We start from the raw sequence: 26,086 nt of genomic DNA, 5'->3' as shown, positions 1-26,086 counted from the left end.
CGCCAACAATCAAAGACGTTCCGAGGGGAGCCCTGTGAGGGGCTGAGAGTCGGCTGATCCGCCGTGACCCTTGAACCTGATCCGGGTCGTACCGGCGGAGGGACTGGAACTATCGAGCACGACACGTATCCCTCAGCTCGCTTTGCCCGGATCTCCCTTTATCGAAGAGGAGAGATCCAGTGACTGCCCACATCGACAAGCCCAAAGGCATTCCTCAATCCGTGACCACCGGCCCGATTCAAGGATCGCGCAAGCTTTACGGTACGCCCGCAGGGCGTCCGGACATCCGCGTTCCCTTTCGCGAGATCGTTTTGACAGACCCCAATGAGCCTCCCGTGCGTGTCTACGACCCTTCCGGGCCTTACACGCAGAGCGATGCGGTCGTCGATCTCAGCAACGGCCTTCCTCTCGTTCGCGAAGCCTGGATTGCGGCGCGTGATTTCGCCGCGATCGAGGCGCGGCTGGTCAAGCCCGAGGATAACGGCAATGTCGCACCCGAGGCGCTCGTGGCGCCATGTCCCGCCGGGCGCATCGTGCGCCGTGCGGCGCATGGGCAAATGGTCACGCAACTCGAGTTTGCCCGTGCCGGCATTATCACGGAAGAGATGATCTACGTCGCCCACCGCGAGAACCTGTGCCGCGAGGCCATGCGCGCGGATGCAGCAGCCAAGATCGCCGACGGGGAGAGCTTCGGGGCTTCTATTCCGGCTTTCATCACGCCGGAGTTCGTCCGCCAGGAAGTCGCCCGTGGGCGCGCGATCATTCCCGCCAACATCAACCATCCGGAACTCGAGCCCATGGCCATCGGGCGGAACTTCCTGGTCAAGGTCAACGCCAATATCGGCAACTCAGCCGTGGTTTCGACAGCAGCGGACGAGGTCGAAAAGCTCGTCTGGGCGATCCGGTGGGGGGCGGATACGGTGATGGATCTGTCGACCGGCCGCAACATTCACAACATCCGCTCGTGGATTTTGCGCAACTCACCGGTCCCGATCGGAACCGTGCCGATCTATCAGGCGCTGGAAAAGGTCGGCGGCGACCCCGTAAAGCTCGATTGGGAGGTGTTCAAGGACACGCTGATCGAACAGGCGGAGCAGGGGGTCGATTACTTCACGATCCATGCGGGTGTGCGCCTCCCTTACGTGCCCCTGACAGCCGACCGGGTGACAGGCATCGTTTCCCGAGGGGGCTCGATCATGGCGCGCTGGTGCCTGGCGCATCACAAGGAGAGCTTCCTCTATGAGCGCTTCGACGAGATCTGCGACATCATACGGGCGTATGACGTCTCGTTCTCGCTCGGCGATGGACTGCGCCCGGGCTCGATTGCGGATGCGAACGACGAGGCGCAGTTCGCGGAGCTCGAGACACTCGGCGAGCTCACCAGGATCGCCTGGGACAAGGGTTGCCAGGTGATGATTGAAGGCCCTGGCCATGTTCCGATGCATAAGATCAAGGTGAACATGGACAAGCAGCTCCGGGAATGCGGCGAAGCTCCGTTCTACACGCTCGGCCCGCTTACGACCGATATCGCACCGGGATACGATCACATCACCTCCGGTATCGGGGCCGCCATGATCGGGTGGTTCGGAACCGCAATGCTTTGCTACGTCACGCCCAAGGAGCATTTGGGCCTTCCGAACCGGGACGACGTGAAGATAGGCGTCATCACCTACAGGATCGCGGCTCATGCAGCCGATCTCGCCAAAGGGCATCCGGCCGCTCAGGTGCGGGATGATGCCCTGTCCCGTGCGCGCTTCGACTTCCGGTGGGAGGATCAGTTCAACCTTTCGCTCGATCCTGATACGGCGCGGGCTTACCATGACGAGACGCTGCCGAAGGAGGCGCACAAGGTGGCGCATTTCTGCTCCATGTGCGGTCCGAAGTTCTGCTCGATGAAGATTACGCAGGATCTGCGTGCGGAGGTCGCCGCCCTGAGCCCGGAAGAGCAGCAACGGTTGTCAGGAATGCGCGCGAAGAGCCGGGAGTTCGTGGAAGGAGGCGGACGACTTTATCTCGAACGGCCTTGAAGCCGTCCACAAGAGACCCCTGGTTCTCACTCGGCGGGCTTCGCCATTACGGTTGATGGCGAAGCCCGTCTGTCAGGATGCCTTTCGCGACCCGGATCCAGTGCCTGAGGCGGCCTGCATCCTGCCGGTCGAACGCGGCCCGCCGCTTGAGGTCATCGAAGGTGTCGTCGCGACAGGCTCTCTCGTAGAGTTCACGGGCCAGCGCCTCGGCTTCCGCAGGGTTGACGACATCATTGTGCCGGCTCGACATGGGTTCGGCGCGAACGGACATCCCATTCTCCTCTTCAGGTCTCGTGCCGCTGCTGGATGTATTCCCGCGCAATTCGGCCTACGGTGCTGGAACTCAAGCCCAGGCGGATTCCGATGGTGGAGTTGCTGAGACCCTGTGCCTTCAGCGCCGCGATGCGCTCTGACCGCTTCTCGGTCTCGGCCTGACGCCGGGCTCTCTCCTCGGGTGTCGAGACACGATAGCTCAATGATCGTTTCTTTGATTCTCTGCTCATAAAATTTACCAATCCATGCCCCGCTCGTTGATCCTGCGGAACGTTGGCGCTGCGCTTGCACGACCGACGTGTGTGGGAAGATTCATCGACGCCGCGCGCAGCGACAACGAGCCAACATGCAGGCAGGGCAGTGACGGGCTGCCCAGGCTCTCTGCGTCTAGAGCTCTTTGGCCTTGCGTTGTTCGATAGGTTGTCCGCCCCGAGCCCGCGCATCCTCAGCGCTGTCTCTCGGGGCTACTGTCCTGCGATCAAGGTTCCTGCGTGGCAAAGGCCACGGATATGGCTCGGATAGGTCGGCATAGCGCGGCAAGCTTAGGCAAGCACAAGACTTTGTCAAACAGGCTTCTGGCAGACCGACAACCTTGACTTCGGCGACGACAAGGCCGAGATTAAGTGTGCCATGTCCGTGATCCGTACCATTTCCGCTTTCCGCGCAGGCCGTCTCAAGACGGGAGCCTGAGCCCCGGACGTTTTTGTCCGGGGATGAACGGGACACGTCAGTAACCCGACTAACGATAGCCTCTTCGGCATCCACACCGTGAAGCGATCCGGTGTGCGGGTTTGCTTGCGAACACAATCGAAAAACCAAGAACGGCGTCTCGGCGAGACGACCGACGGTGAGGTCATGTCAATTGTCGCTCTTACAGTTTTCTTCGCACTAACGCTCGCACAGCTCCTCTTCTGGGAGGCTATTGGAGAGATGTTCGGCTTTGCAGCCTCCATCAGCCTTCTGGGAGTCTGCGCATCTCTCACGCTCATCCTCGCTGCCCATGTAGCCGCAACCCACACCTTCCGGCCCAGCAGGAGGGGATAGGCGAAACCCCATGAGGCCACGGCGCAGAAAGGGCTGGCAATGCCGGTCCTTTTCCCGCCGCGCCTTTCGCCTTGGACAGCAACAGCGAGCCCTTGCTCGCGACAGGAGATCATCGGTGTTGAAGCGCGTTCGTCGGGACGTCTGCAGCGTCTGCAAACGCATTCTGCCAAGGGCCGCAGCGCGGTGCCCTTGGTGTTCTTACACGATCGACAAACCAGTCAGATCAAACGCTTCGCGATCCCTCGACGATATCGTCCGGGAGCGCCCGACGAGGTTTGAGCCTCGTCACGAAAACTTCCACTACGCCGTTCTATGAAGGAGTTATCTATGAAACAGAATGAAACAGGCGCGCCGATCATGATCAAAGGCCGCAATATCGACATCGAAGAGGCGTTCCACGGTAAAGTGCAGGAGGGCGTCCTGCATGTCGTCGGATCACATTTCGGGAAGTTGAACCACGCGACAGTTGGGTTCAGTCGCGAAGGACATACCTATTCATGCACGATCAATCTGCAGGTCGGCACCCTCAAGGTGATCATCGGCGAGGCGGTCGCAGGCGATTGTCATCGGGCGTTCGATCAGGCCCTTGGGAAGGCCGGCCGGCAGCTCAACAGGAGGACGCAGCGCATGGCGGCTCGCTCCAACGCTCAGGCTCCGGTCTCAACGTCTGCATGAATTCCTCGCGGGCCGGAGGAAATCTCCGGCCCGCGCTTTGTCAAGATGCGACGCAGCCCGAAACGCTTCGCGTCGATGTTTGAACGTCGTTCACCATTGTCTCGTGAGGCACATCTTCTCGCTCGGGCTGACGAACCACCTTGATGACGTGCAAAGTTCGCCAGACACCAGTGGCGCTGCGCCAGGGTAAGGATTCCCCTTCTGCCAGCCCGATCAACGCCGCGCCGAGAGGCGACAGCACCGAGATCCGCCCATGACCGGCATCCTCCTCGCCGGGATAGACGAGCATGGCCCGCCGCATCTGCTCGGTGATGCCGTCGCGGAAGTCGAAAACGGAGTGCATGGAGATCACGTTCGACGGAAGTCTCGCCGGATCGACCACCCGCGCGCGCTCCAGCTCCGAAGCGAGGAGCTGCGCGGAAGGAGGCGCTCTGCGGATTTGCATGCCAGCCGATGCAATCCGCTGGAGACGCGCATGATCGATTGAACCGATCGTCGGAATAATGTGGGTCGTTGGCACCTCATTCTCCTGAAAACAAAAAATGATATCGCGGGCGAGCTCGCAGCTGGACATGTTCTGAGGTCAACCGGGGAGCTCGGCTCGGACGAGCCGCTGTCGTCTTGTTCGCGCGTGCAGGGGGGGACGCGGTCCCGGGGCAAGACATCTGGCTTGCGCCCGGGATCAGCAGCTTGAAGCGAGGAGAGCTATGGGAAAAGCGCTGATGACGTTCGGCATGGTTCTTTCAAGATAGTTTGAAATACCGCCAATTCAAGTCGACGGGTTACATAATCAAGTGAATGACGTCATGGCTCGTTGTGCGAAGCTCAGAAGGATAGTTTCCTTCCTATTCTAGAACTTACCTTGGAGATAAGCGTTGCTGTAATGGCATGACCACGCGTCTTCTTATTCTGCATACCGGACCGACATCGACGATGAGGTATACCATGATGGCATCCCTGATTTCTCCCGCATGTGTGGTTTCGCGCTTGCGCGCACGGGACGTCCGTCATGTCGTCGATCAACTCTCCCGCATCGCGGCCCCGCAGACGGCGTTGGACAACGACGCAATTTGCCGCATCGTTCTGGAGCAGTGGGGCAGGTCAACGTTTGGCTTCGGGCGGGGCGTCGCAATCCCCCATGGCCCGATCCCGGGGCTTGTACGGCCCATCGGCATCTTCGCGCGGCTGAACCCGGGGCACGATTTTGGCGCGTCCGACGGCATTCCCGCCGATCTCACGTTCCTTCTTCTGAGCCCCGATGGGGAGGAATCCACCCATCTCCGAGCCCTGGCCTGTGTGGCGCGTCGGCTGCGCGACCGCGAGGTTGCAACGCGCCTCCGGTCAGCGACGGATGCGGTGGCCGTCCATATCATATTGACCAGCGATGCATGGCGCGCCGGTCTCGCGCCTGCCTTGGCACAACCGGAACTATGTTGAGGAAAATTGGGCTGATTTGACAAACAGGGCGATGTGTACCAGCATCCGCCCATCATGTTGAGCTTTGCACAATTTCGTCGTGGCCTGCTTCGTGCAGGCAACCTCATCGCGGGCAAGTAGCCCCGAACTCGACGTGCATTCGCACCCCGAGTTCGGGGCGCAAGATCCTTCCATTCCCGATGATCTGTAACGCCGGATGCTGGCGAACCCGATGTCGCGGCATGCTTCAGCGCCTCGCTGAAGCGATGGATTGCCTGTCGGAACGCAAGGCGCGCGCCGGTGAGATCGGCGACATATGCAGACGGGGAGGGGCCGAAAGATCGGACGGCAACACTGATCCGCGAGCAGAGGCGGGTGACCCGCGCTGGCGTCTACAGCAAAACAGGAGGCTTGAGATGTCAACAAAATCCTCTGGCGGTGACATGCCGCACATCACCCTGACGATCGCTGATCATGAGAAGCTTTCGTCCATGGCCAATGCTGCCGCGCATACGATGCATGACCGGGTCGCCGAGCTGTCCGAGGAGCTCGATCGCGCGCAGATTGTTCCCGAGGCGCCCCAGCCGCTCGATTTCGTGTGCATGGGGTGCGCCGTCGATTTTCGTGATGTCGCGAGCGATCGCATCATGACGGTCACCCTCGTCTATCCGAATGAGACCGACATCTCGAAGGGGCGCGTCTCGGTGCTGACGCCGATCGGAACGGCATTGCTCGGTCTCCCTATCGGCGCGTCGATCGACTGGACCACGCGCACCGGCGAGCTCAAGCGCCTGACGGTGCTGCAGGTTCGCATGCCATTCTTCACCGAGTCCCAGTCCACACGAGCGCGCATGGTCCGCGCCGACGCGTGAATGACGAGCCTCGCGGTCCGTTCCGGCCGTGCGGTTCCCTGTGTTGTAACCGGCAGAAATCCTGCCAGCGGAGAAGTGAATGCCCGAAACCACCCGCCTCAGCGCGATTGCCGCTCCCGACCTGCGCCCGCCAGCGCACGGCTTCGAGAAGAGCCCGCATCATGCTGATAGGATCAGACCTGTCGCTCTTCTCTCGTCGAGTCATGCTCCGGCCAATGATGATCGTCTCGATCACTTCATCAACCGCGACGGTCTTCGTTACGCTGGAACCCACCTGATCGTCGACCTCTGGGACGCCACGAGCCTGGACGACCTTGCCCTGGTCGAGCAGGCGTTGCGAGATGCCGCCGCCCGTGCCGGCGCGACGCTCCTGAACATCGACCTTCATCACTTCAGTCCGAATGGCGGCATCTCCGGCGTCGCGGTCCTGGCGGAAAGTCATATCTCGATCCATACCTGGCCCGAGGCCGCCTACGCGGCGGTCGACGTCTTCATGTGCGGCAAGGCGCAGCCGCACAAAGCCATCGAGGTTCTGAAAGAGGCATTCCTGCCCGGAATGGTGACGCTGGCGGAGCACAAGCGAGGAGTGATCCTATGAGCTGGTTCCAGGAGCGGCTTTCCGGGCATTATGCGCAGATGCTCAGCATGGACACCGTACTCTATCATTGGCGGACCGAGTTCCAGGACGTACTGATCTTCGAGAACGCGACCTTCGGAAAGGTGATGGTGCTTGATGGCGCCGTGCAATTGACAGAGCGCGACAACCATATCTATCACGAGATGATCGCTCACGTTCCGCTGATGGCACACGGCTCTGCGCAGGATGTCCTGATTATTGGTGGAGGCGACGGCGGTACCTTGAGAGAGGTGCTGAAACACCCGGTCGAGCGCGTCACGATGGTGGAGCTCGACAGCGAGGTGATCGATCTGTCCCGGCGTTTCCTGCCGATGGTTTCCGATGGAGCGTTCGACGACCCGCGAACGAACGTTCTGGTCATGGACGGAACGCGATACATCGACGAGACGAGAGAGCTGTTCGACGTCATCATCATCGACTCTACGGATCCGGTGGGGCCGGGCGAGCCGCTCTTTACGGCGGGATTCTATGAGGCATGTCGAAAACGCCTGCGCCCGGGCGGAATGGTTGCCGTGCAGAGCGGCGCACCGTTCTTCCAGTCCGAGGAGTTGATGGCAGTCTGCGAGCGCCTGTCGGACTCGTTCCCGGGCGTGCGGCCGTACCTTGCCCCTGTCCCGACTTACGCCAGCGGCTTGCTCGCGCTCGTCGTGGCGGGCGAGTCCCGTGATGCGTTGAGGCCGCCATATGAGGTCCTGCGGGACCGTTTCCGTCGGTTGCAGGGGACGACGTGCTACTACACGCCCGAGGTGCACAGAGCTGCCTTTGCGTTGGCTCCCTCGTTCTCGTCCTCCTCCAGGGGCGCCCCCCGATGAGTACGGGGCTTCTAAAAACAGGGTCCTGAGACCCGGGACGGCTGTGGCTCGGGCCACTGCCGTCCCGGGACCATCCCTCATCGCATTCGGTCAACACGGCTTCGCACAGACTGCCCTGTGGAGCCCGCCAGGAGGACACCATGACGATTATTTCATCAGCCCCGGCAACGCCGCTTCGAAGGATCGATCCACCCAAGTGGCCGAGCCCGCACGGCTACTCGCATGCGGTGGCCGGCACCGGAACCTTCGTGTTCTTGGGCAGTCAAATCGCCACAGACAATGCGGGGAGGGTGACGACGATCGGGCTCGTTCAACAGGCGCGCCAGGCGCTCCGGAACGTTCGAACGGTGCTCGCCGAAGCGGGCGGGGCTCCTGAGCATATAGCACAGATGACCTGGTATGTGCTCGATATCGATCATTACAGGACCCGACTTCCCGAGATCGGCGTGGTCTATCGGGAGGTCATGGGAAGTCACGATCCGGCCATGGCCCTTGTCGAGGTTTCGGGGCTCGTCGATCCCGCCGCGATCGTGGCAATCTCCGCGACGGCAATCCTTCCGCCTGGAAGTCCGTCGTCGTCTGTGGAGAACACGGTCGTCCCATGACGCAGCCTGTTGAACGCCTGATCGAGGTATCCGGATTCAGTCGATGACCATGAGTGTTCACCTTCCGCCGATCACGCTGACGCGGCGCGATCATCAGCGACTTCAACAGACGGCGGAACAGCTCGCCGGCCAGATGCATCCGCTTGCGACGCCGCTCCAGCGCGAATTGCGCCGCGCCAGGATCTGCGCGCCGGATGAGGTCGCCGACGACGTCGCCGCGCTCGACACCTTCGTGACGTATCGCCTCTCTGGCGAGGATAGATCCGAAAAACGCATGTTGATCCATCCCGACGATCATATGTGGCCACCGGCCGAACTGTCCGTCCTCACGCCGGTCGGGCTTTCGCTGCTCGGGCTGCGCGCCGGAGACAGGATGCCGCTACTTGGTTCGGATGGGGCCCCTGACACCTGTGTCGAGGTTGAGACGGTCGGGCCACGCGTGGTCGGAGCTTTCGCGCCGTTTGGCGGTGCGCCGCGATCAGGAGGCGCCAATGGACTGTCATAACGGGATCGAAGCGGGACTTGATCTCCTCCGTGGTCATCCCCGGCTCGCGCCGGGAATCGAGGCGTAAGAGGCTAGAGCTGTTCCCGCGCAAGGGGAAACAGCTCCGTTCTGTGATATACCTCATTGTTTGGCGGAGAGCCGGGTCTGCTTCGCCGGAAAGGACACTGGCGCATCGGACGCCGTTAGGGCTTGTTCTGTGACGCCTCTGCCGGCCTCACGATAACTCTCTCCATGGCTCGACGAATTGTCCGTGCGGCTGGTAGAACACTTGCAGCAGAGTCAGACTGCGCCAGCCCTTCGACGTTCGCCATGTGATCGACTGGCCTTCACGAAGGCCGATGAGAGCCGCTCCGATCGGGGTCAGGACGGAAATGCGCTCCACTCCTCCGTCCGCCTCACCGGGATAAACGAGAGTGGCGCAGTGAGTGTCCAAGGTCACGTCGTCCCGGAACTCCACGCGCGAATGCATCGTCGCTACCGTGCGCGGGATCGCATGATCCGTCACGATCGTCGCGCGCATCAGCTCATTCGCGAGCATGGCGGCGGCGGAGCGGTCGCGAGGATCCTCCACGCCGATGGTTACAATTCCGGCGAGGCGCTCATAGTCTCCGGCTGCAATCGTGACGGGCGGAAGGTTCTCGTGTCTGATCATGATGCTTTCATACCCATGCGAGACCGCCTGGAGAGCGGGTTACCGTCGATCCATCGTCCAGGAAACGCAGGCCTATACCCTCCACGTATACCTCGTGGTGTCCATCCGCTTCCGCAAAAGGCATGCGGTCGCCGACGCGCAGGCCAAGGAGAGCGGTTCCGAGAGGAGTGGTGACTGAGATCTCCGCGCCGGGCCAGATCAGGTCTTCCGGATGGACGAGCAGATGCGCGCGCGTTCTCGGCTCGCCGTCGAGCCGATAGATCACGCGGCAATTCGTGGAGACGATATCCTCCGGAAGGCTTGCAGGATGACAGACCGTCGCGCGGCGCAGTTCCTTGAGCAGGAAATCGGGCACCCGGCGGTTTTGCTTCTGCCGCAGCATCGCCGTGAACAGCAGGCGGTTATAGTCGCTGGTCGCAAGGGTGATCGGCGGAAGATCGGGCAGCGCGTTCATGGAAACCTCCTCAGAAGCGGTCCTCCGGCCGGCTGTGCAGGATGTGCGTTCCGGTCGAATGGGCACAGGTGACGGATCGCCGAGGGCTCAGCGGCACAGGCGATGCTGACGGATGGTCCGAGTTGGCATTCATGTCCCCCGAGCGCCGGCGACCCAAGGGTCCAGCCGGCCTTCGGGGCCTACCCGCCTGCTTTGAGGCAGCCCGCGTGCGCTAGGAAGCGAAGATGTTTCACGAGCTTGATCATGACCCTGATAACATAGCTCCGCTGCCCGCAAATGCAAGGTTTCGGGAGGCGCGCGGCATGGGACTAAGGACTGATCCGGGGCGCTTTCGGGCGCGGATTGCGTCCCGTTACGCACGCTCCTCGCGATCGGTATCATCGTGCACCATGATCGTTCTCACCGCGCTCAGGTGGTCGAACATGGCTTGCCGTGCTGCCGAAGGATCCCGTGCCGCAATGGCTTCGACGATCGCCATATGCATGCGTCCCTGCTGCGCCGCATACTCCTTCTTGCGGGCGCGGCGGAAGGCCAGATCATGCTGCCGCTGCCACCGGGCGCGGCCGCGCACCGAGGATAGGACGTCGAGAAACGCGATCAGCAGGGGATTGCCGGTGATCCGTGCGATGCCCTTGTGAAAAGCGTCGTCCGCCTGCTCATAGGCCTGCCAGTCGGGAGCATCGCTGCTCTTGAGCGCATGGTGGCGAAGAAGCGCGATGTCATCCGCCGTCGCCCGCAAGGCTGCTCCTCCCGCAATCGGGGGTTCGATCAGCAGGCGCGCGTCGAGCACATCGGCGGGGGAGGCCATCTCCGCCAGAACCGACGGGCGGATCGGCTCGTGCGCCGGGCGTGGTCCGACGAAGGTGCCTTGACCCACATGGCGCCAGATCAGCCCCTCCCTCTCCAGAACGGCGAGCGCACTCCGCAGGGTTTCGCGACTGCAGCCGATACGGGTGGCGAGGATCCGCTCCGGCTCCAGCCGGTCCTGGGGCCCGTAAGCGTGCTGTCTCAGATAGGCGCGGAGCCTTCGTGTTGCGGCTTCCGACGTAAGCCGTGTTCCTGGCATCTGTCAGACCAATTCATAGACCAATCCGAATTGGTCTTATCTACCAGGACCGGTCCTGGAGCGAAAGGTCCGGACGCGCAAGAGACCGCGAGAAACAAGAGGCCGGAGGAGATCGCCAATGAAAACCACCCTGTTCGAAAGGCTTGTCGGAGATGAGCCCAGTGCCGATCCGGAGGTCCGCCTGGGCCGTATGATCGGCACACTCGTCGGGCTCCCGCTTTATCCGATGTTCGTCTGGATCGTCATCGACGGGTTCTTCCGGGCCCTCTAAGCGCCGCTGGCATATTCGACAGGCAAGTCCCGTCTGCTCCCAAGACGCGGCGGACATCTTACCCAGAGCCGGCGCCACCGGCTGTGGGCTCTCAACGATCCGATTGGAACAACCCATGCGCAAGATCGATCCGTTTCTTCTGCTCATCATGGCGGCTGTAGCGCTTGCCGCCGTGCTCCCGGCCGAGGGAACGAGCGCGGAGGCTCTCGATACCTTGGGAATCTGGGGGATCGCGCTCCTGTTCTTCGTGCATGGTGCGGCCCTCCCGCGCGAGGTGGTGATCGCAGGTTTGGTTCAATGGCGACTTCATCTTTTCATCTTCGCCATCACATTCGTGGTGTTTCCTCTGGCCGTTGTGCCGTTCGGCGTCTTGCCGCGCGCGTGGCTGCCGGCGGATCTGCTCCTGGGGTTCCTCTATCTCGCGGCTCTGCCGTCGGCGGTGTCGTCCTCGATCGCCTTCACCGCCATGGCGCGCGGCAATGTGCCGGCGGCGATCTGCAGTTCCGCCGCATCGAATGTCTTCGGCCTGCTGCTGACTCCGGTGCTGCTGTCGCTGCTCACCCGGAGCTCCGTCGATCAGGGCATCGACCTCGGCACGGCGCTGACGGACGTCGTTCTCCAGCTGCTGCTTCCGTTCTTGCTGGGGCAGATCGCGCGCCCATGGCTCGCCAATATCATGGCGCGCCATGAACGCCGGATCGGTCAACTCGACCAAAGCGTCATTTTACTCATCGTCTATACCGCGTTTTCGCAGTCTGTGGTCGATGGCCTGTGGTCGCGCATTCCGCCGGCCTCCGTGGCTCTGACGGCGGTTCTGTGCCTGCTGCTGCTTGCCGTCGTGTTGGCCGTTACGGCTTTCGCCGCCCGCCGCCTGCGCTTCTCCAGGGGCGACGAGATCGCGGCCGTGTTCTGCGGCTCGAAGAAGAGCCTCGCGTCCGGCTTGCCGTTGGCGAAGGTGCTGTTTGCGGCCGCTCCGGGCTTCGGCATGATCGTTCTGCCGATCATGTTCTACAACCAGATCCAGATTCTGGTCGGGGCGGTCCTTGCCCGGCGATATGCATCCGACAGCGTTGCCGCGCCTGTTGCTCCATGACGATCAGGCAGCAGACGCCGTGCGGCCTTCAGGTCAGCCAGAACTTGATGATGAGACCGACCATACCCGTTGTGCCGACCCCTGCGGCCCAGAGGCCGATGAACCACAGCCACTGACGCAGGGCGGAATGCGGTCCGCTTGTATCACGCATCAATGATATCCCTCGTGGCCGGTCTTTCCGCGGAAGACCCAGTACGAATACCCGGTATAGGCCAGGATGATCGGGAGCAGCACGCTCGCGCCGGCCAGCATAAACGTCAGGCTGGCATGCGGGGCTGCGGCTTCGTGAATGGTGACGGCATCGGGCACTACGTGCGGGAACATGCTGATCCCCAGTCCGACGAGACAGAGGGCGAACAGCCCGAGAGTCAGCAGGAACGGCCAATACTCCCAGCGGCGCGCCAGGCCCACCAGCAGGGTGCCGGAGCAGAGGCCGACCAGCAACGGCACCTGTGCCGTGAACAGGACCTGCGGCCAGGCGAACCAGCGTTCATAATAGGCTGCGCTGAGGAATGGCGTCGCTGCGCTCACCATTCCGATGCAGGCGATCATTCCGACAGCGAGCCGTCCGGCGAGACGATAGCTGTGATCCTGTGCCGCGCCTTCGATCTTGATGACCAGCCATGTCGCGCCGAGCAGGGCATAGCCGATCACGAGGCTTATCCCGACGAGCAGGCTGAAGGGCGTCAGCCAGTCCCACCAGCCGCCAGCATAGGACCGACCCTCGACTGCGATTCCTTGGAGAAGCGCGCCGAGCGTGATGCCCTGCGCCAGCGTGGCGACGACGGAGCCGGTGGTAAAAGCGATGTCCCAGTAACGCCGATGGCCTGGATCGCGCCAGCGGAACTCGAACGCCACGCCGCGGAAGATCAGCGCCAGGACCATCGCGATGATCGGCGCGTAGAGCGCTGGCAGGATGATGGCATAGGCGAGCGGGAAGGCGGCCATCAGGCCGCCGCCGCCGAGCACCAGCCAGGTCTCGTTGCCGTCCCAGACCGGGGCGACCGAGTTCATGGCGCTGTCGCGCTCAGGACCTGGCCGGAAGAACGGGAACAGGATGCCGATGCCGAGGTCGAAGCCATCCATCACGACATACGCGAAGACGGCGAAGGCGATGACGAAGGCCCAGAGGGTGGGGAGATCGAGAAAGGTTGTCATGGTTCAGGTCCGTGCGCCCAGGGTACGGATCGGATCGACGGCGGTAGCCGGAGTGATGCCAGCCGCTCGGATCGGGTGATCGGGACCGGTTTCGGGCCCTGTTTCTCCCCAATGAGGCGGTTTGCCCATCAGCTTGAGAATGTAACCGGTGCCCGCGCCGAATACGATGAAGTAGACGACGATGAAGGTCATCAGCGAGGCGGCGACGGCCGGAGCCTCGAGCGGCGAGGCCGATGCCGCGGTCTTGAGCAGGCCGTAGACGGTGAAAGGCTGGCGTCCGACCTCCGTGGTCACCCAACCCGCGATCACAGCGACGAAACCGGAAGGTCCCATCGAAAGGGCGAGCCAGTGCAGGGGGCGCCAGTCGTAAAGGCGGCCCCGGAAGCGGGCGACGAGACTGAGCGCTCCCAGGCCAAGCATGAGGAAGCCCAGGCCCACCATGATGCGGAACGACCAGAACACCACGGGCACATAGGGCCATTCCGCACGATCGACCGTGTCGAGGCCGTTCAAAGACGCATTCGGGTCGTGCTTGAGGATGAGCGAGGACGCCTTCGGGATCGCGATGCCGTTCCGGACCGTGCCGGCCTCCTGATCGGGGATGCCGAAGAGGATCAGCGGCGCGCCGTCCGGATGGCTTTCGAAATGGCCCTCCATGGCCATGACCTTCGCAGGCTGGTGCTCGAGGGTGTTGAGGCCGTGCATGTCTCCGGCCAGAATCTGGAGCGGGGCGACGAGAGCCACCATTCCCATGGCCATCGAGAACATCACCCGCGCGCCCTTGTTGGTGCGGTCGCGCAGGAGATGCCAGGCGCCGACACCGCCGACCACGAGGGCCGTGGTGAGATAGGCGGCCAGCACCGTGTGCACGAGGCGATAAGGAAAGGACGGATTGAAGATGATCGCCCACCAATCCTCCGGCGAGAACTGGCCCGCCTCGTTGACGGTGTAGCCGACCGGCGTCTGCATCCAGGAGTTGGCGGAGAGAATCCAGAAGGCGGAGATGAACGTGCCGATGGCCACCGCGAGCGTTGCGGCGAAATGCAGCCGCCGGCCGACGCGGCCCATTCCGAACAGCATGATGCCCAGGAAACCGGCCTCCAGGAAAAAGGCGGTCATGACTTCATAAGCCATCAACGGACCGATGATCGGCCCGGCCTTGTCCGAGAACACCGCCCAGTTGGTGCCGAATTGATAGGACATCACGATGCCGGACACCACGCCCATGGCGAAGGCGAGCGCGAAGATCTTGAGCCAGTACTTGAACAGGTTGAGATAGACCTCCCGGCCGGTCCACAGCCAGAGCCCTTCGAGCACGGCGAGATAGCTCGCCAGTCCGATCGAGAACGCGGGAAAGACGAAGTGGAACGAAACCGTGAACGCGAACTGAAAACGCGCGAGGAGAAGCGCGTCGAACTGATCGAACATGTCACTGATCCTTGGCGTCGCTGCGGCTCTTCTTCGATCCCGGCACGACGAAGAGACGATCCTTGATCTCCAAGATCTTCTGAACCTTGGAGCCCAGCGTCAGGAGCTGGACGAGACGCTCCGTATCGAGCCTCCGCACATCGGCGTACCAGCCTGTCAGAAGCTCGAACAGATCATGCATTTCGCGCATGCGTTCCTGTGCATGGCGCTCCTCCGCGCTCGCGGGTTCCTGCATGAGAACTTCGCGCAGGAGCGTCATGGTCGGGTCGATCTCGCGCTTCTTTCGTTCCTCGACTAGGCTGCGGACGATCTGCCAGATGTCGTCGGGCGTGGAGAAGTACTCGCGACGGTCACCGGGTTTGTGCTGGAGCCGCACGAGGTTCCAGGCCTGCAGCTCCTTGAGGCCCATGCTCACGTTGGAGCGGGACACGCCGAGCCGCTCGACGATGTCCTCGGCGTTCAATGGCTCCGGAGACACGAACAGCAGGGCATAGATCTGCCCCACGGTGCGATTGATGCCCCAACGGGAGCCCATCTCGCCGAAATGCAGCACGAAGGTTTGGACGAGGGGAGGAAGATTCATGGCGATTCCGAAATTTCAGAATTTTCTGAAATGTCGGATAAACATTGATCTAAGTCAAGGTTTGCTGAGGTAACGGGGGTGCAAGCGTGCGGGCTTCACGTCTCAAGGGATAGGGGGAGGCGGTATGCTCCTACGGGGGGCGCGGAGGCGCTGAGCCCGTGGTCATGGTAACGGGATAGGTATGCACCCAAGAATACGCAGCCTCGCCATGCGAGCGGCATTGCGCCTCAGGCGATGATTGGCCGGCCAATCATCACGTGGAGCTGGCCGTGGCCGAGCGCAGGCGATGATGGGTTCAGGTGCCGGACGCTGTCCGCTCGGGGACGGTCTTCTTCGTGTTCGCCGTCTGTTGCGGGAGCGCGAAACGACCTTCCTCGGCTTTGTGAAAGTACTGGCTCGCCACCAGCATGCCCTTGGTTGGCCGGATCGGCGGGATGCAGGTCAGCAGCATGAATGGTCCTGATGTGAGCAGGTGAACCCAGACCGATGGCTCCCACATGGTCTCGACCCAGACACCGAACCCGGCCGCCGGGATGCCCATGATGATCATGATGAAGAAAGCCGGGCCGTCCGCCGGATCGGCGAAGGAGAAGTCGAGGCCACAGGCTTCGCAGCGCGGAGCAAGGGTCAGGAAGCCCTTGAACAGGCGACCTTCTCCACACCGAGGGCAGCGACACCTCAGACCGTGCTTGAAGATGGCGTCCCGTGCAGTAAGGCTCGTCTTCATCTCGAACTGATCTCCAGGTTACTTGAATATGTATGGATTGATGATCCATACATTCTGGTATAGAGTTTTTGCTCTAAAGAAGCTGAAGAGGCGGGTCGCACTCGATTTCGTATCGCCCGTCTGTGCATCATGTATGTGGCCGTTGAGCCATACATCTGCAAGACAAGAAGGTCAAGGAAACGTGTTGTCCTGGATGCCGCAGATCGAGAAGGAAAGCGGGCCCAAGTACCTGGCCATCGCCGAGGCGCTGCGGGCCGATGTGGAGTCCGGTCGCCTGCGTCCAGGAGAACGCCTGCCGCCGCAGCGGCAGCTTGCAAAGGAGCTCGGGGTCGACCTGACCACCGTCACCCGCGCTTTCAACGAGGCGCGTCGTATGGGGCTGATCGAGGCGAACACGGGACGGGGCAGCCATGTGCGGAGAGGAGGCGCGGCGCAGGCTGCTTCCTCCGGATCTCCGATCATCGACCTGAGCATGAACATGCCGCCGCAGCCGCCCGAAGCGAAGCTGCGGGAGCGCATCCAGGACGGGATCGCGGGGATGCTGAATGCGCCCCAGGGCCTGATGCATCTTCACTACCAGGAGAGCATCGGAGCCGGGCCGGACCGCGCCGCGGGCGCGCGTTGGCTCGCGCCTCGCCTCGGTGCGGTTCCTCTCGACCGCATCGTGGTGGCGGGCGGAGCGCAGACGGCGCTCTACGCGATCGTGCGCGTCCTGGCGCCGGAGGGCAGTGCCATCTGCGTTCCGGATCTCACCTATCCTGGGCTCCGGGCCATCGCCGAGCAGCTCAGGGTGCGGCTGGTTCCCGTTGCAATGGATGCTGAGGGGCTTGATCCCGCTGCATTGGACGAGGTGTGCGCGCGGGAGCGGCCGAAGGCGGTCTACTGCGTTGCAACCATCCACAATCCGACGACCGCGACGATGTCGATCCAGCGGCGCGAGGCGATCGCCAAGGTCGCGCGCCGGCACGGAATCATGATCATCGAGGACGATGCGTACGGCGCACTGCCTCAGCGGGCACCGGCGCCGATCGCGGCCCTGGCGCCGGATGTCACATGGCACATCGCCACCCTGTCGAAATGCGCGACGCCGGCCCTCAGGACGGCCTACGTGGTCACGCCGGGGTTGTCGGACACGCTGCGGCTCGCGGCGGAGATCCGCGCCATGACTCTCATGGTGCCGCCCCTCATGGCGGCATTGGCCTCACGGTGGATCCTCGACGGGACCCTCGACGACGTCACGGCGGCGATCCGCGACGAGAGCGCCGCGCGTCAGGCCATCGCCGGACGGGTGTTGAACGGACACGCCTTCAAGAGCCATCGTGAGGGACATCATTTGTGGCTGACCTTGCCGGATCGCTGGCATCGGGCCGACCTCAACGTCTACGCGCGGCAATCGGGACTCGCATTGGTGCCGAGCGAAGCCTTCGCGGTCGGAGCCGCGCCGGACGCCATCCGCGTCTCTCTCGGCGCAGCGCAGAACCGGGCGATGCTGGAGCGGGGCCTGAGGTTGCTGGCAACGGTCTTGTCGCACGGACCCAGCGCCCTCTCGTCCATCGTGTGATCCGGCTCAAGAGCGGCTTCATGATCCCTTGGCACCGGGGGTGAATTCTCATCTGGCGCCCGACGGCCATCGTTGCAGGGTGTCAAAAACAGCAAGCGCTGTCTCAAACGATCAAGCAGCCTGCCGCAAAGGGCGCTAATGCATTATCTGCGCCGATCATTTCCCGGTCGCGCCTGCCGCATGAGGGCAAAAGGAGCGATGCCATGAAGAGACTGCTCTTGATCCTGAGCACTCTGATTTTGAGTGCTCTTCTCATCCCCGGTAATGCGGAGGCTCAGCGCCGCGGCGGCTTTGGAGGAGGGGGCGCTCACATCAGCCGAGGAGGATACGGCGGCGGCTTTGGAGGGCATCGGATGTACGTTCCCCGCGGCGGCGTGAGCCGCGCCGGGGCGATCGCCGCGCGCCCAGGCGGCTATCCTGGTCGTGTCGCTGCCGTCCGTCCAGGGGCGGGGGCCTATCGCCAGGCAGCGATCGGCTATCGGGGCAACCGCGTTGGGTACGGGCGTTACGGTCGCTATCCCTATTATGGCCGCTACTCCGGACGCTACCCGTATTACGGGCGTTATGGCCGCTACCCCTATTACGGACGCTACTACGCGCAGTATCCATATTACCGTAACTATTACGGGAATTACTACGGTGGCTTGGGCGTCGGTCTCGTCACGGGCAGCGTGCTGGGAGCGGCCGCAACGTATCCCTATTACAATTATCCCTACCAGACTTCGGCTGTTGGCGGCTATTGTACGACTCAGGTCCGCACCTGTGCTTTGACCACACCCGCTGCCGTGGGAACTGGATGCTCATGCCGCACGCCTGGTGGCAGGGCTCGCGGAAGTGTTGTGGGCCAGTAATCCACGCAGTGCTTGAAACCGTCGAGCGCGTCGCGGAGCGACGCGCTCGACGGTCGGCAAATGAATCCCGAGTGAATCCAAGGAGCGTTCCATGGATCTGCGCAACCCGACGAATCTGCACAAATGCGTGGCCGAAGGTATCGGCACCTTCTGGCTCACCTTTGCCGGCTGCGGCAGCGCGGTCATCGCGGCTGCTTTCCCCGACGTCGGCATCGGCCTGCTCGGCGTGGCGTTCGCCTTCGGCCTGTCGGTGCTGACCATGGCCTATGCCATCGGCCATATCTCGGGCTGCCATCTCAACCCGGCCGTGACCGTGGGCCTGGCGGCGGGCAACCGCTTCCCGAGGCAGGACGTGCTGCCCTACATCGTGGCCCAGGTGGCCGGGGCCATTCTCGCCGCGGCGGTACTCTACGCGATCGCCAGCGGCGCTCCCGGCTTCGATCTGGCCAAGGGCTTCGCCGCCAATGGCTATGGCGCGCACTCGCCCGGGCACTACAGCCTGATCTCCGGCTTCCTGGCCGAGGTGGTGCTGACCATGATGTTTCTGTTCATCATCATGGGCTCAACCCATGGCAAGGCGCCGGTGGGGTTTGCGCCGATCGCCATCGGGCTCGGGCTGACGATGATCCACCTGGTGGGCATTCCAATCACCAACACCTCGGTCAATCCGGCCCGCAGCACCGGCCCGGCACTGTTCGTCGGCGGCTGGGCGCTGGCGCAATTGTGGATGTTCTGGCTGGCGCCGCTTCTCGGCGGTGCGCTCGGCGGCGTGCTCTATCGCTGGCTCAGCGAGGAGCCCTCGGCGCAGGTTACCGGCCTCACGCCCCCGGCGCCTGCCGAGTGAGCGGAATAATCCCTCAACGCATCAGAACCCCGGGGCGCTGATGCCGAGGATGGGTCCGTGCTGGGTCATGTCGAATTCGTAGCGCTGCCGGCCTGAGCCCTGGGCATAATCGACGAAGAGCGCCCGGTAGCCGACCACGCCCGAGAAGGTGATCCCGTGATAGGCGCCGAAGTCGAAGACGTAGCCGCCCACGGCCTGCCAGGAGAACCTGCTCCCGACTCCGAAGCCTCCGATGTCGCCGCGAAGAAAGAGATTGTGGCCCGGTGCCATGGCATAGCGCAGGCGCGCACCGACGACGGGGTCGATCCAGTCGAACGAGCCGGACCGGGCAATGGCCAAGCCGCCGACGAGATCGAGATCGCCGACCTGCGCGGTCCGGACCGCCTCGAACGAGACATCCGCCTCCTGGTGCCAGTAGCGGGCACCGCCCAGAATGTCGAACGCCAGAGCCCCGGAGTGCATCACCTCGTAGGATGCGCCCGCTTCGACAATGGCCATGTTGATGTCTACGCTGAGGGAGCGTCCCACCGTCGTGGTGACGCCCGGCGCCAGGGTGCGGGTACGGAGGCTTCCCGCATCCGCACCGACACTGCTCCAGACCAAATCGCCATAAAGCGTGAACGGACCGCGGCGAGCTTCGACGGTGCCCATGAGAGCCAAGAGCGAGCGCTGTTCTTGACGATGTCGAGAAAGCTGGCATTCACCTTCACGGAGCGGCCACGCACGGTTTGTGTGCCGTCCAGGGAAATGAGCCAGCCATAGGGAACGAACTGGAACATCCATGCGGATGGTGGCACGGCGGCTTCCTCCGGAGCAGGAGGCAGGGGTGGGGCGAGTTCGGCCGCATGGCACCACGAGGCGGATCCGGCAGCGGCAAACGACGTCACGAACATCCAGGACAGGTAGTGGCGCAGTCGGCGCGTGAAAGCTTCCATCTCTGTCCCTTCTCGTCCTGTCGCATCGGATCCCGCTGTCATCTGATCCGAGTTCGTCCTTGGGATCCAGGCGATTCCCATTCACGAAGCGCGATCTATCCATCAGAGGTAGGACCTGCGGAGACAGGGCACTGGCGCTGCCGCGAGCGGCAGCGCTGCGACGCTTCCTCGGGCGAACGCCTCGGTCGTCTCAAGGCTTACCGCGTGCACGATGCTGCTGGGACGGCGGGGCGTTGCCGCTCGCCATCTGAATGCAGGTGAGCACATCGACATAGCTCGGAGCGCCACCGACCATGGTTTCCCGGGTGCATCTATCCCGCTGCCCCGCATCGTAGCTGGTCCATTGCCGCTCCAGTTCGGTTCGCGCGGCGGTCTCGTCGCGGACACAGTTCTGATCAGTGTCCTTGTCGCTGGCTTCCAGACGGGGAGCGGCCCGGCACATGGCGGAGATGTCGAAGCGCGGGAGAGACTCCGCCCAGGCAACCGAGGTGAGTAAGGGCAGCGCTAGAAGTCCTGCGAACCGAACCATGCCGTCTCTCCGCAACAATTCGCCTATAATAAAACCATTGTAAGGCAGTGAGGCGCGCGCGGCTTGACCGGATGTGACACGCACTTGGCCGAAAGCGACAACGAGGTGCATTTCGGTTCATGTTCCGCACGGACCGCATCGGCATGCGGGATGAGAGCAAGGGATGCATGCCGGCGCGTCGGCGGCCGGTTTACACGCATCGCTCCTTGTGACTTCGACCATCAGTAACCTGTCAGCTCGTCCGCTTTCGGAGGGAAAGGGGCTGGCTTTCCGAGAATCCGCGACATGATCGTTCCGAGCGTTGCGGGATCATTGTCGAAGCCGCCATGGGTGCGCGAGGTGGTTTTTCCGCTGCTGCCGGTCGAGTAGGCGATATCGAGCTTCGCATGCGAGGGCAGCGCGCGCGCATACGCCTGCATCCCCGCCAGAGGCGTGTTCGGCGCCTGCTCATACGCCCTTGAAACCAGATAGAGCAGCGAATGACTGTAGGACGGAAGCAGGGGCACGGTGCTGGAGACCGTATCGTCCTGTTCCAGTTGGTCCGTCAGGTTGTAGAGGTAGATCCTGTCCAGCAGCCTGAGCCCGCCTTTGCCGGTCAGATACGGCTCATAATGCTCTTTGAAGAACGCGACCGTGCAGGCTGGCGCCATTAGGTGGATCGATCCAAGCTCCACCCGCTTGAGCCTGAATCGCTCCAGGGCGGCAAGCAGGTATCCGAGCACGTTTGCTCTGGCGCTATGCCCGACAAGATGGAGCTTGGGGCGTCGGGGTGCGCTGTCGAGGCCGGACAGGAGCGGCGACAACCCCTTGAACCCGCCGTCGTATTCCGGGCTGCCGCTGAAGGACATCAATGAGTCCTGCTTCATGTTGCGCCACGCATATGAGCCGGTCTGCTTGCCGATGCCTGCCTCGAAGAACCAATCGGTGATCCGGCCTCCAGCGCGACCAACGGCGGGCGACTGGGACAATTGGCCGAAGACTTCATCGAGAAAGCCCGAACCCCACATCAAGTGGAAGTTGTAGATTCGGTTGCGGCCGTAGATATCGTTCCTCTTCCAGATCGCGATGCGCTGTGCCTCGGCCGCAAGCGTGTTCAGCCCCCCATGTGCGTAGATGACCAGGTGGTCATAGCCCTTGTTGCCGTTGGAGGCGGGGTCGGTCAGGCGCTCGACGGTCTCCTGCATCTCGGTCTCGGTGAGAGATCCATACTTGCCCGAGGTGACGAGGACTCCATCATCGATATTCGTGTAATGGCCGATGATGTCCGCCCGCGTCGGCTCGTTAAAGCCGAACAATCCCGTGGCGCTCGATGGAGTGACGCCTGGCGCGGCTCCGAACGCGGCCGGCGCACGGACGCCAAGCTGCAGGACCCAGGCATCCATGATCGTGTTCGCCCAATCGGCATAAGTCCACTTGGCGATGCCGTTGACGCCCCATTCCGCTCCCCAGGAATTGAGAATCCAGAAGCCGGTGTCGTCGTAGCCGACGATGGCGAAGGCATGACCCCCGATCGGATCGCCTCCGGTTTCGATGAGGCCGTCCTTCGGCGCGTCCCAATGCGAGTGGATCTGCGCGGATGCGTAGATGACGCCGATATCGTTGAGCGCGGCATGGTAGTCGCTGATGTCCGGCTGGATCCGGAAATATGCGCCGAGCCGCGTTTCCCGCGCCTCTTTCGCCATTTCGTAGGTGAGCGCCCAATGCTTGATTCCGGGTTTGTCCGGCGCAGTCGCATCGCTGCAGACGCCGTTCTGATAGAAGCCCTTGAGAGCGCCCCGGATGCTCGATCCCTCGTAGGCGGAGCCTTCCCACTCGTCGTTGCGCTTCGCCATCTCGTAGAGCATGCGCGAGCTCACGGGCTCCGGGCGCTCCGGTCCGATCTCCCGTGAGCGGAGGAAGTCGATCACATGGGCCAGGGCGAAGCCGGTGCAGCTCGAGTCCTTGCCCTGATTCCGGACCGGAAATGCTATCCTCGGATAGATGCCGGGAAGGAGGGCCCGGAGATGCGGGAGATAGATGCGATCCCGGATGTCCGGCATGTCCGGAAGAATGTCGAGAATATGCGATCCGAGCTTCTTGCGCGATCCGGCGAATTCGCGATTGCCCACCCGAATCCGGGGTGGAGCGGATGCCATCAGGGGGCTCGCGTCGCTCGGAATGTCATCGGACGAAGCCGAGGATGCTGATCGTGGTGCGTTCCGCACCGCCCGCGAGCGGCTTGAAGAGCCGTTGGAGCGGCCCGCCTTGCGGGATTTCTTGTCGGCGTTCGATGTGCCCCGCGCCTGTGCCATACTGTCACCGCAGAAGTCGAGCGCCCCTTCAGCATCATCTCACGCTCAAGCCTGGCCGTCGACTCGGAGAGCCTCCCTTCTTCGGGATACGTTTCGCTGATCGGGCCGGAGCGCTGTGGGCCACGGCCGTTGCAGCGCGGGTCCGGCATACGCAGTTCACTGAAGCTAATGATGCAACGTACCGAAGAGTGTCGCTTGAATCGCGACTTTGCCGCTTTCCATCCGCGTCCACCGCGGGACCTCCAGATGCGCACGCGACGTGGTTGCGACGATGAAGGCAGTCGGCTCGCGGGCAATTTCCACCGACAGGAAAGGGCCCGAAACTGTTGCACTTCAACGCGGAAGCCGCCATTAAGGCTGCGAAACGGCAACCTGCCCGATCTGAAACAACAGACAGGAGTAAGATAGATTGCAAGCAGCCTCCATGCTGGACCAGGCGCTAACCCGCCTCGACGAGGCCGCCCGGCACCTCGATCTCGATGCGGACGTACTGGAAAAACTGAAGTACCCGCGCGAGACGACGAAAGTCCGCCTGATGATCCGCATGGACGACGGCTCTCGAAAATCCTTCATGGCATGGCGCTGCCGTTATGATGATACGCGCGGCCCGACCAAAGGCGGCATCCGCTTTCATCCGGATTCCACCATCGAGGAGGTGGAGACGCTTGCATTCTGGATGACGTTCAAATGCGCCGTCATGAACCTGCCTTATGGTGGCGGCAAGGGCGCCGTGCGCGTCGATCCGCATACGCTCTCGAAGGCAGAGCTCGAGCGCCTCTCACGCGCCTATATCCAAGCCTTCTCGAAGATCATCGGGCCCGATCGCGACATTCCGGCGCCCGACGTCTACACCAATTCCATGGTCATGGGCTGGATGGCCGACGAGTACGCCTCCATCGTCGGCGATGCGACGCCGGCCGTGATCACGGGCAAGCCCATCGCCCTGGGCGGCTCGCTGGGGCGCGACGATGCCACGGCGCGGGGCGGTTATTATCTCGTCCGGCGCTTGGCGCAGCAGCTCGGACTGGCACCCGGCGCCCGGGTCGCCATCCAGGGCTTCGGGAATGCGGGGCAGCATATCGCGAGGCTGCTGGCCGGGGACGGATACAAGATCGTCGCGGTTTCCGATTCCAAGGGAGCGATCCACTGCCCATCGGGCCTGGACGTTGGCAAGCTTCTCGCTGCCAAGGGGCAGGGGAGCGTCACGTGCCTCGCAGGGTCGGATGGCATCTCGTCGCTGTCGGCAGAAGATCTGATCTCCGTCGACTGCGATATCCTCGTGCCGGCGGCTCTAGAGGATATGATCCACGAGGGCAATGCCGCCGGCGTGAAGGCCCGTGTGGTGCTTGAACTCGCCAATGGTCCGATCACGCCCGAAGCCGACGCGATTCTGACGAGCAAGAACGTCATCGTTCTTCCGGACATCCTGGCGAATGCGGGCGGCGTCACCGTCTCGTATTTCGAGTGGGTGCAGAACCGGCAGGGCTATTACTGGACCGTCGAAGAAGTGCATGCGCGTCTGCAGACGATGATGGAGCGGGAAGGCGGAGCGATCTGGTCTCTCGCGAAGGACAAGGGGATCTCGTTGCGCAGCGCCGCCTATGTGCATGCGCTTTCGCGGCTCGCCGGCGCCATCGAGGCGCATGGAACGCAGCAGTTCTTCACGAGCTGAGAACCTCATCATCATGAAACCGCCCCGATTGCGGGGCGCAGGTGGGCCACGGCGTCATCCCGACGCGGTGGTCAGCTTGCCGCGCGCCCTGTCGAAGCTCGGATTCTGCTCCCGCACGCAAGCCGAGGCGTTGATCGCCGAAGGGCGTGTTCGCGTTGACGGGCGGATTGCGCGCAACCCTGCCGTCCGGGTCGATCCCGGACGCGCCCGCATCACCGTCGACGATCAGTCCGTCGCAGCCGAGCGCAAGGTCTACCTGATGCTCAACAAGCCGCGCGGCCTCGTCACGACCCGCGACGATCCGCAGGAGCGGACCACGGTCTATGACTGCCTGGAGGGGCTCGATCTTCCGTTCGTCGCGCCTGTCGGTCGCCTCGACAAGGCCAGCGAGGGATTGCTGCTCATGACCAACGATAGCCGCTGGGCCCAGCGGGTGCTCGATCCCGCATCGAACGTCGAGAAGGTCTATCACGTGCAGATCGATCGCCAGCTCGATCACGCCGCGTTGGAGCGGCTTTTGGAGGGCATGGTGCTTGACGGAGAGCGACTGGTCGCCAAGGCAGCCAGCGTGCTTCGGAGCGGTACGCGGAATGCGTGGCTCGAAATCGTTCTCAACGAGGGCAAGAATCGTCAGATCCGCCGCCTGCTTGCCGCAGTCGGAGCGGAGGTCGTTCGCCTCGTGCGGGTCGATGTCGGCGGAGTGCGGCTGGGCGATCTCGCCCGGGGCGCGGTGCGCCACCTCACGGCCGACGAGAAGGCTCTGCTCGACATGCCGGCTCGCACGGTCGACGGCCTGACGAGAAAGAAAGCCTAACGAATTTCGGCAGCGCTGGCGCGGCGGGCCGATCGGCTCCGGGGCGGAGCGGCCCCGCAGCCCAGTCTCGGGCCGGAGATTTGACAAGCGCCGCGATCTGTACGAGCATCAGGCATCATGTTGAGCTTCGCACAAATCCGTCGCGGCCTGCACCGGTCAGGCAACCTCATCGCGGGCAAGTAGCCCCGAGCTCGACGCATATTCGCGCTCCGAGTTCGGGGCGCTGCAAGATACCTGGATTTTCGGACATCTTGTGAGGCCGGATATTGAGCCATCCGGTGCGGCGGTATG

29 protein-coding genes and 1 riboswitch are annotated in these 26,086 nt (G+C 62.9%); of the genes, 15 read left to right on the top strand and 14 right to left on the bottom strand.

Annotated elements, in window-relative coordinates; translation table 11 throughout:
• Positions 1–13 precede the first annotated feature (13 nt).
• Positions 14–121: riboswitch (TPP riboswitch) on the top strand.
• 58 nt (positions 122–179) lie between these two features.
• Positions 180–2,027, top strand: a complete 1,848-nt coding sequence (gene thiC, locus ACS5Q0_RS08150; protein ID WP_473126113.1) for a phosphomethylpyrimidine synthase ThiC — start codon at positions 180–182, stop codon at positions 2,025–2,027.
• 46 nt (positions 2,028–2,073) lie between these two features.
• On the opposite strand, the gene ACS5Q0_RS08145 is transcribed toward thiC, so the two are convergent.
• Positions 2,074–2,298, bottom strand: a complete 225-nt coding sequence (locus tag ACS5Q0_RS08145; RefSeq protein ID WP_473126112.1) for a hypothetical protein — start codon at positions 2,296–2,298, stop codon at positions 2,074–2,076.
• 13 nt (positions 2,299–2,311) lie between these two features.
• Positions 2,312–2,503, bottom strand: a complete 192-nt coding sequence (locus ACS5Q0_RS08140; protein ID WP_473126111.1) for a hypothetical protein — start codon at positions 2,501–2,503, stop codon at positions 2,312–2,314.
• Between the two features lie 1,168 nt (positions 2,504–3,671).
• On the opposite strand from ACS5Q0_RS08140, the gene ACS5Q0_RS08135 reads away from it, so the two are divergent.
• A complete protein-coding gene (locus ACS5Q0_RS08135; protein WP_473126110.1) occupies positions 3,672–4,019 on the top strand; it encodes an HPF/RaiA family ribosome-associated protein in 348 nt (115 codons plus the stop codon).
• 40 nt (positions 4,020–4,059) lie between these two features.
• Here the strand turns inward: ACS5Q0_RS08135 and rnk (ACS5Q0_RS08130) are convergent, their stop codons facing one another.
• Complete coding sequence (gene rnk, locus ACS5Q0_RS08130) at positions 4,060–4,539, bottom strand: nucleoside diphosphate kinase regulator (protein WP_473126109.1); 480 nt, start codon at positions 4,537–4,539, stop codon at positions 4,060–4,062.
• Positions 4,540–4,964: 425 nt separating this feature from the next.
• Here rnk (ACS5Q0_RS08130) and ACS5Q0_RS08125 point away from each other — a divergent pair, with 425 nt between their 5' ends.
• The 6 genes from ACS5Q0_RS08125 to ACS5Q0_RS08100 all read left to right on the top strand — a co-directional run bounded on the left by ACS5Q0_RS08125 (position 4,965) and on the right by ACS5Q0_RS08100 (position 8,866).
• Positions 4,965–5,456 carry a PTS sugar transporter subunit IIA gene (locus ACS5Q0_RS08125; RefSeq protein ID WP_473126108.1) on the top strand — a complete coding sequence of 164 codons (492 nt, stop codon included), beginning with the start codon at positions 4,965–4,967 and terminating at the stop codon, positions 5,454–5,456.
• A 221-nt stretch (positions 5,457–5,677) separates the two neighbouring features.
• Entirely contained in the window at positions 5,678–6,307 is a 630-nt protein-coding gene (gene rnk, locus ACS5Q0_RS08120) for a nucleoside diphosphate kinase regulator (RefSeq protein WP_473126107.1), read from the top strand.
• A gap of 79 nt (positions 6,308–6,386) precedes the next feature.
• Positions 6,387–6,905 carry an adenosylmethionine decarboxylase gene (speD, locus tag ACS5Q0_RS08115; RefSeq protein WP_473126106.1) on the top strand — a complete coding sequence of 173 codons (519 nt, stop codon included), beginning with the start codon at positions 6,387–6,389 and terminating at the stop codon, positions 6,903–6,905.
• Positions 6,902–7,756 carry a polyamine aminopropyltransferase gene (speE, locus tag ACS5Q0_RS08110; RefSeq protein WP_473126105.1) on the top strand — a complete coding sequence of 285 codons (855 nt, stop codon included), beginning with the start codon at positions 6,902–6,904 and terminating at the stop codon, positions 7,754–7,756. Before speD ends, speE begins: the two co-directional genes overlap by 4 nt.
• Before the next feature lie 140 nt (positions 7,757–7,896).
• Positions 7,897–8,361: a RidA family protein gene (locus ACS5Q0_RS08105; protein WP_473126104.1), complete on the top strand. Its 465-nt coding sequence runs from the start codon at positions 7,897–7,899 to the stop codon at positions 8,359–8,361.
• A 43-nt stretch (positions 8,362–8,404) separates the two neighbouring features.
• On the top strand, positions 8,405–8,866 hold the full coding sequence (locus tag ACS5Q0_RS08100; RefSeq protein WP_473126103.1) for a GreA/GreB family elongation factor: 462 nt from the start codon (positions 8,405–8,407) through the stop codon (positions 8,864–8,866).
• 214 nt (positions 8,867–9,080) lie between these two features.
• Here ACS5Q0_RS08100 and rnk (ACS5Q0_RS08095) read toward each other — a convergent pair whose 3' ends face one another.
• The 3 genes from rnk (ACS5Q0_RS08095) to ACS5Q0_RS08085 form a co-directional block, all read right to left on the bottom strand.
• Complete coding sequence (gene rnk, locus ACS5Q0_RS08095; protein WP_473126102.1) at positions 9,081–9,518, bottom strand: nucleoside diphosphate kinase regulator; 438 nt, start codon at positions 9,516–9,518, stop codon at positions 9,081–9,083.
• A gap of 7 nt (positions 9,519–9,525) precedes the next feature.
• The gene (locus tag ACS5Q0_RS08090) at positions 9,526–9,972 is read right to left on the bottom strand and encodes a GreA/GreB family elongation factor (RefSeq protein WP_473126101.1); all 447 of its coding nucleotides are present in this window, start codon (positions 9,970–9,972) and stop codon (positions 9,526–9,528) included.
• A gap of 352 nt (positions 9,973–10,324) precedes the next feature.
• Entirely contained in the window at positions 10,325–11,038 is a 714-nt protein-coding gene (locus ACS5Q0_RS08085) for a FadR/GntR family transcriptional regulator (RefSeq protein WP_473126100.1), read from the bottom strand.
• A gap of 118 nt (positions 11,039–11,156) precedes the next feature.
• Between ACS5Q0_RS08085 and ACS5Q0_RS08080 the strand changes: the two genes are divergently transcribed.
• Positions 11,157–11,309: a hypothetical protein gene (locus ACS5Q0_RS08080; RefSeq protein ID WP_473126099.1), complete on the top strand. Its 153-nt coding sequence runs from the start codon at positions 11,157–11,159 to the stop codon at positions 11,307–11,309.
• Between the two features lie 115 nt (positions 11,310–11,424).
• Complete coding sequence (locus tag ACS5Q0_RS08075) at positions 11,425–12,402, top strand: bile acid:sodium symporter family protein (protein ID WP_473126098.1); 978 nt, start codon at positions 11,425–11,427, stop codon at positions 12,400–12,402.
• Positions 12,403–12,430: 28 nt separating this feature from the next.
• Here ACS5Q0_RS08075 and ACS5Q0_RS08070 read toward each other — a convergent pair whose 3' ends face one another.
• The 5 genes from ACS5Q0_RS08070 to ACS5Q0_RS08050 all read right to left on the bottom strand — a co-directional run bounded on the left by ACS5Q0_RS08070 (position 12,431) and on the right by ACS5Q0_RS08050 (position 16,298).
• Entirely contained in the window at positions 12,431–12,553 is a 123-nt protein-coding gene (locus ACS5Q0_RS08070) for a DUF2474 domain-containing protein (RefSeq protein WP_473126097.1), read from the bottom strand.
• Positions 12,553–13,560, bottom strand: coding sequence for a cytochrome d ubiquinol oxidase subunit II (gene cydB, locus ACS5Q0_RS08065; protein WP_473126096.1), 1,008 nt, complete (start codon positions 13,558–13,560; stop codon positions 12,553–12,555). The genes ACS5Q0_RS08070 and cydB overlap by 1 nt, the downstream gene beginning before the upstream one ends.
• Before the next feature lie 3 nt (positions 13,561–13,563).
• The gene (locus tag ACS5Q0_RS08060; RefSeq protein ID WP_473126095.1) at positions 13,564–14,988 is read right to left on the bottom strand and encodes a cytochrome ubiquinol oxidase subunit I; all 1,425 of its coding nucleotides are present in this window, start codon (positions 14,986–14,988) and stop codon (positions 13,564–13,566) included.
• 1 nt (position 14,989) lies between these two features.
• Positions 14,990–15,571 carry a GbsR/MarR family transcriptional regulator gene (locus ACS5Q0_RS08055; protein ID WP_473126094.1) on the bottom strand — a complete coding sequence of 194 codons (582 nt, stop codon included), beginning with the start codon at positions 15,569–15,571 and terminating at the stop codon, positions 14,990–14,992.
• A gap of 295 nt (positions 15,572–15,866) precedes the next feature.
• A complete protein-coding gene (locus ACS5Q0_RS08050) occupies positions 15,867–16,298 on the bottom strand; it encodes a DUF983 domain-containing protein (protein ID WP_473126093.1) in 432 nt (143 codons plus the stop codon).
• A 181-nt stretch (positions 16,299–16,479) separates the two neighbouring features.
• Here ACS5Q0_RS08050 and ACS5Q0_RS08045 point away from each other — a divergent pair, with 181 nt between their 5' ends.
• The 3 genes from ACS5Q0_RS08045 to aqpZ all read left to right on the top strand — a co-directional run bounded on the left by ACS5Q0_RS08045 (position 16,480) and on the right by aqpZ (position 19,554).
• A complete protein-coding gene (locus tag ACS5Q0_RS08045; RefSeq protein ID WP_473126092.1) occupies positions 16,480–17,859 on the top strand; it encodes an aminotransferase-like domain-containing protein in 1,380 nt (459 codons plus the stop codon).
• A 203-nt stretch (positions 17,860–18,062) separates the two neighbouring features.
• Positions 18,063–18,710, top strand: a complete 648-nt coding sequence (locus ACS5Q0_RS08040; RefSeq protein WP_473126091.1) for a hypothetical protein — start codon at positions 18,063–18,065, stop codon at positions 18,708–18,710.
• A 91-nt stretch (positions 18,711–18,801) separates the two neighbouring features.
• Positions 18,802–19,554 carry an aquaporin Z gene (gene aqpZ, locus ACS5Q0_RS08035; protein ID WP_473126090.1) on the top strand — a complete coding sequence of 251 codons (753 nt, stop codon included), beginning with the start codon at positions 18,802–18,804 and terminating at the stop codon, positions 19,552–19,554.
• Between the two features lie 21 nt (positions 19,555–19,575).
• Here aqpZ and ACS5Q0_RS08030 read toward each other — a convergent pair whose 3' ends face one another.
• From ACS5Q0_RS08030 to ACS5Q0_RS08020, 3 genes are all read right to left on the bottom strand, one after another.
• Positions 19,576–20,214, bottom strand: a complete 639-nt coding sequence (locus ACS5Q0_RS08030) for a hypothetical protein (protein WP_473126089.1) — start codon at positions 20,212–20,214, stop codon at positions 19,576–19,578.
• A gap of 465 nt (positions 20,215–20,679) precedes the next feature.
• On the bottom strand, positions 20,680–21,018 hold the full coding sequence (locus ACS5Q0_RS08025; RefSeq protein WP_473126088.1) for a hypothetical protein: 339 nt from the start codon (positions 21,016–21,018) through the stop codon (positions 20,680–20,682).
• A gap of 221 nt (positions 21,019–21,239) precedes the next feature.
• Positions 21,240–23,153 carry a C1 family peptidase gene (locus ACS5Q0_RS08020; RefSeq protein WP_473126087.1) on the bottom strand — a complete coding sequence of 638 codons (1,914 nt, stop codon included), beginning with the start codon at positions 23,151–23,153 and terminating at the stop codon, positions 21,240–21,242.
• A gap of 580 nt (positions 23,154–23,733) precedes the next feature.
• Between ACS5Q0_RS08020 and ACS5Q0_RS08015 the strand changes: the two genes are divergently transcribed.
• Positions 23,734–24,981, top strand: coding sequence for a Glu/Leu/Phe/Val family dehydrogenase (locus ACS5Q0_RS08015; protein ID WP_473126155.1), 1,248 nt, complete (start codon positions 23,734–23,736; stop codon positions 24,979–24,981).
• A gap of 13 nt (positions 24,982–24,994) precedes the next feature.
• On the top strand, positions 24,995–25,795 hold the full coding sequence (locus ACS5Q0_RS08010) for a pseudouridine synthase (RefSeq protein WP_473126086.1): 801 nt from the start codon (positions 24,995–24,997) through the stop codon (positions 25,793–25,795).
• Positions 25,796–26,086: the final 291 nt, after the last annotated feature.

It is taken from the genome of Microvirga sp. HS2, from assembly GCF_055792805.1.
This window is presented reverse-complemented; position numbering and strand designations above follow the sequence as displayed.

Excerpts from the sequence above, each read along its gene's own strand:
- ACS5Q0_RS08100 (WP_473126103.1), top strand. The coding sequence starts at position 8,405 with ATGACCATGAGTGTTCACCTTCCGCCGATCACGCTGACGCGGCGCGAT.
- ACS5Q0_RS08125 (WP_473126108.1), top strand. The coding sequence starts at position 4,965 with ATGATGGCATCCCTGATTTCTCCCGCATGTGTGGTTTCGCGCTTGCGC.
- ACS5Q0_RS08080 (WP_473126099.1), top strand. The coding sequence starts at position 11,157 with ATGAAAACCACCCTGTTCGAAAGGCTTGTCGGAGATGAGCCCAGTGCC.
- rnk (WP_473126102.1), bottom strand. The coding sequence starts at position 9,518 with ATGATCAGACACGAGAACCTTCCGCCCGTCACGATTGCAGCCGGAGAC.
- ACS5Q0_RS08145 (WP_473126112.1), bottom strand. The coding sequence starts at position 2,298 with ATGTCCGTTCGCGCCGAACCCATGTCGAGCCGGCACAATGATGTCGTC.
- ACS5Q0_RS08135 (WP_473126110.1), top strand. The coding sequence starts at position 3,672 with ATGAAACAGAATGAAACAGGCGCGCCGATCATGATCAAAGGCCGCAAT.
- ACS5Q0_RS08020 (WP_473126087.1), bottom strand. The coding sequence starts at position 23,153 with ATGGCATCCGCTCCACCCCGGATTCGGGTGGGCAATCGCGAATTCGCC.
- ACS5Q0_RS08010 (WP_473126086.1), top strand. The coding sequence starts at position 24,995 with ATGAAACCGCCCCGATTGCGGGGCGCAGGTGGGCCACGGCGTCATCCC.
- speD (WP_473126106.1), top strand. The coding sequence starts at position 6,387 with ATGCCCGAAACCACCCGCCTCAGCGCGATTGCCGCTCCCGACCTGCGC.
- ACS5Q0_RS08040 (WP_473126091.1), top strand. The coding sequence starts at position 18,063 with ATGAAGAGACTGCTCTTGATCCTGAGCACTCTGATTTTGAGTGCTCTT.
- aqpZ (WP_473126090.1), top strand. The coding sequence starts at position 18,802 with ATGGATCTGCGCAACCCGACGAATCTGCACAAATGCGTGGCCGAAGGT.
- speE (WP_473126105.1), top strand. The coding sequence starts at position 6,902 with ATGAGCTGGTTCCAGGAGCGGCTTTCCGGGCATTATGCGCAGATGCTC.
- ACS5Q0_RS08025 (WP_473126088.1), bottom strand. The coding sequence starts at position 21,018 with ATGGTTCGGTTCGCAGGACTTCTAGCGCTGCCCTTACTCACCTCGGTT.
- ACS5Q0_RS08055 (WP_473126094.1), bottom strand. The coding sequence starts at position 15,571 with ATGAATCTTCCTCCCCTCGTCCAAACCTTCGTGCTGCATTTCGGCGAG.
- ACS5Q0_RS08060 (WP_473126095.1), bottom strand. The coding sequence starts at position 14,988 with ATGTTCGATCAGTTCGACGCGCTTCTCCTCGCGCGTTTTCAGTTCGCG.
- ACS5Q0_RS08050 (WP_473126093.1), bottom strand. The coding sequence starts at position 16,298 with ATGAAGACGAGCCTTACTGCACGGGACGCCATCTTCAAGCACGGTCTG.
- ACS5Q0_RS08015 (WP_473126155.1), top strand. The coding sequence starts at position 23,734 with ATGCTGGACCAGGCGCTAACCCGCCTCGACGAGGCCGCCCGGCACCTC.
- ACS5Q0_RS08105 (WP_473126104.1), top strand. The coding sequence starts at position 7,897 with ATGACGATTATTTCATCAGCCCCGGCAACGCCGCTTCGAAGGATCGAT.
- ACS5Q0_RS08070 (WP_473126097.1), bottom strand. The coding sequence starts at position 12,553 with ATGCGTGATACAAGCGGACCGCATTCCGCCCTGCGTCAGTGGCTGTGG.
- ACS5Q0_RS08090 (WP_473126101.1), bottom strand. The coding sequence starts at position 9,972 with ATGAACGCGCTGCCCGATCTTCCGCCGATCACCCTTGCGACCAGCGAC.
- rnk (WP_473126107.1), top strand. The coding sequence starts at position 5,678 with ATGCTTCAGCGCCTCGCTGAAGCGATGGATTGCCTGTCGGAACGCAAG.
- ACS5Q0_RS08075 (WP_473126098.1), top strand. The coding sequence starts at position 11,425 with ATGCGCAAGATCGATCCGTTTCTTCTGCTCATCATGGCGGCTGTAGCG.
- ACS5Q0_RS08085 (WP_473126100.1), bottom strand. The coding sequence starts at position 11,038 with ATGCCAGGAACACGGCTTACGTCGGAAGCCGCAACACGAAGGCTCCGC.
- cydB (WP_473126096.1), bottom strand. The coding sequence starts at position 13,560 with ATGACAACCTTTCTCGATCTCCCCACCCTCTGGGCCTTCGTCATCGCC.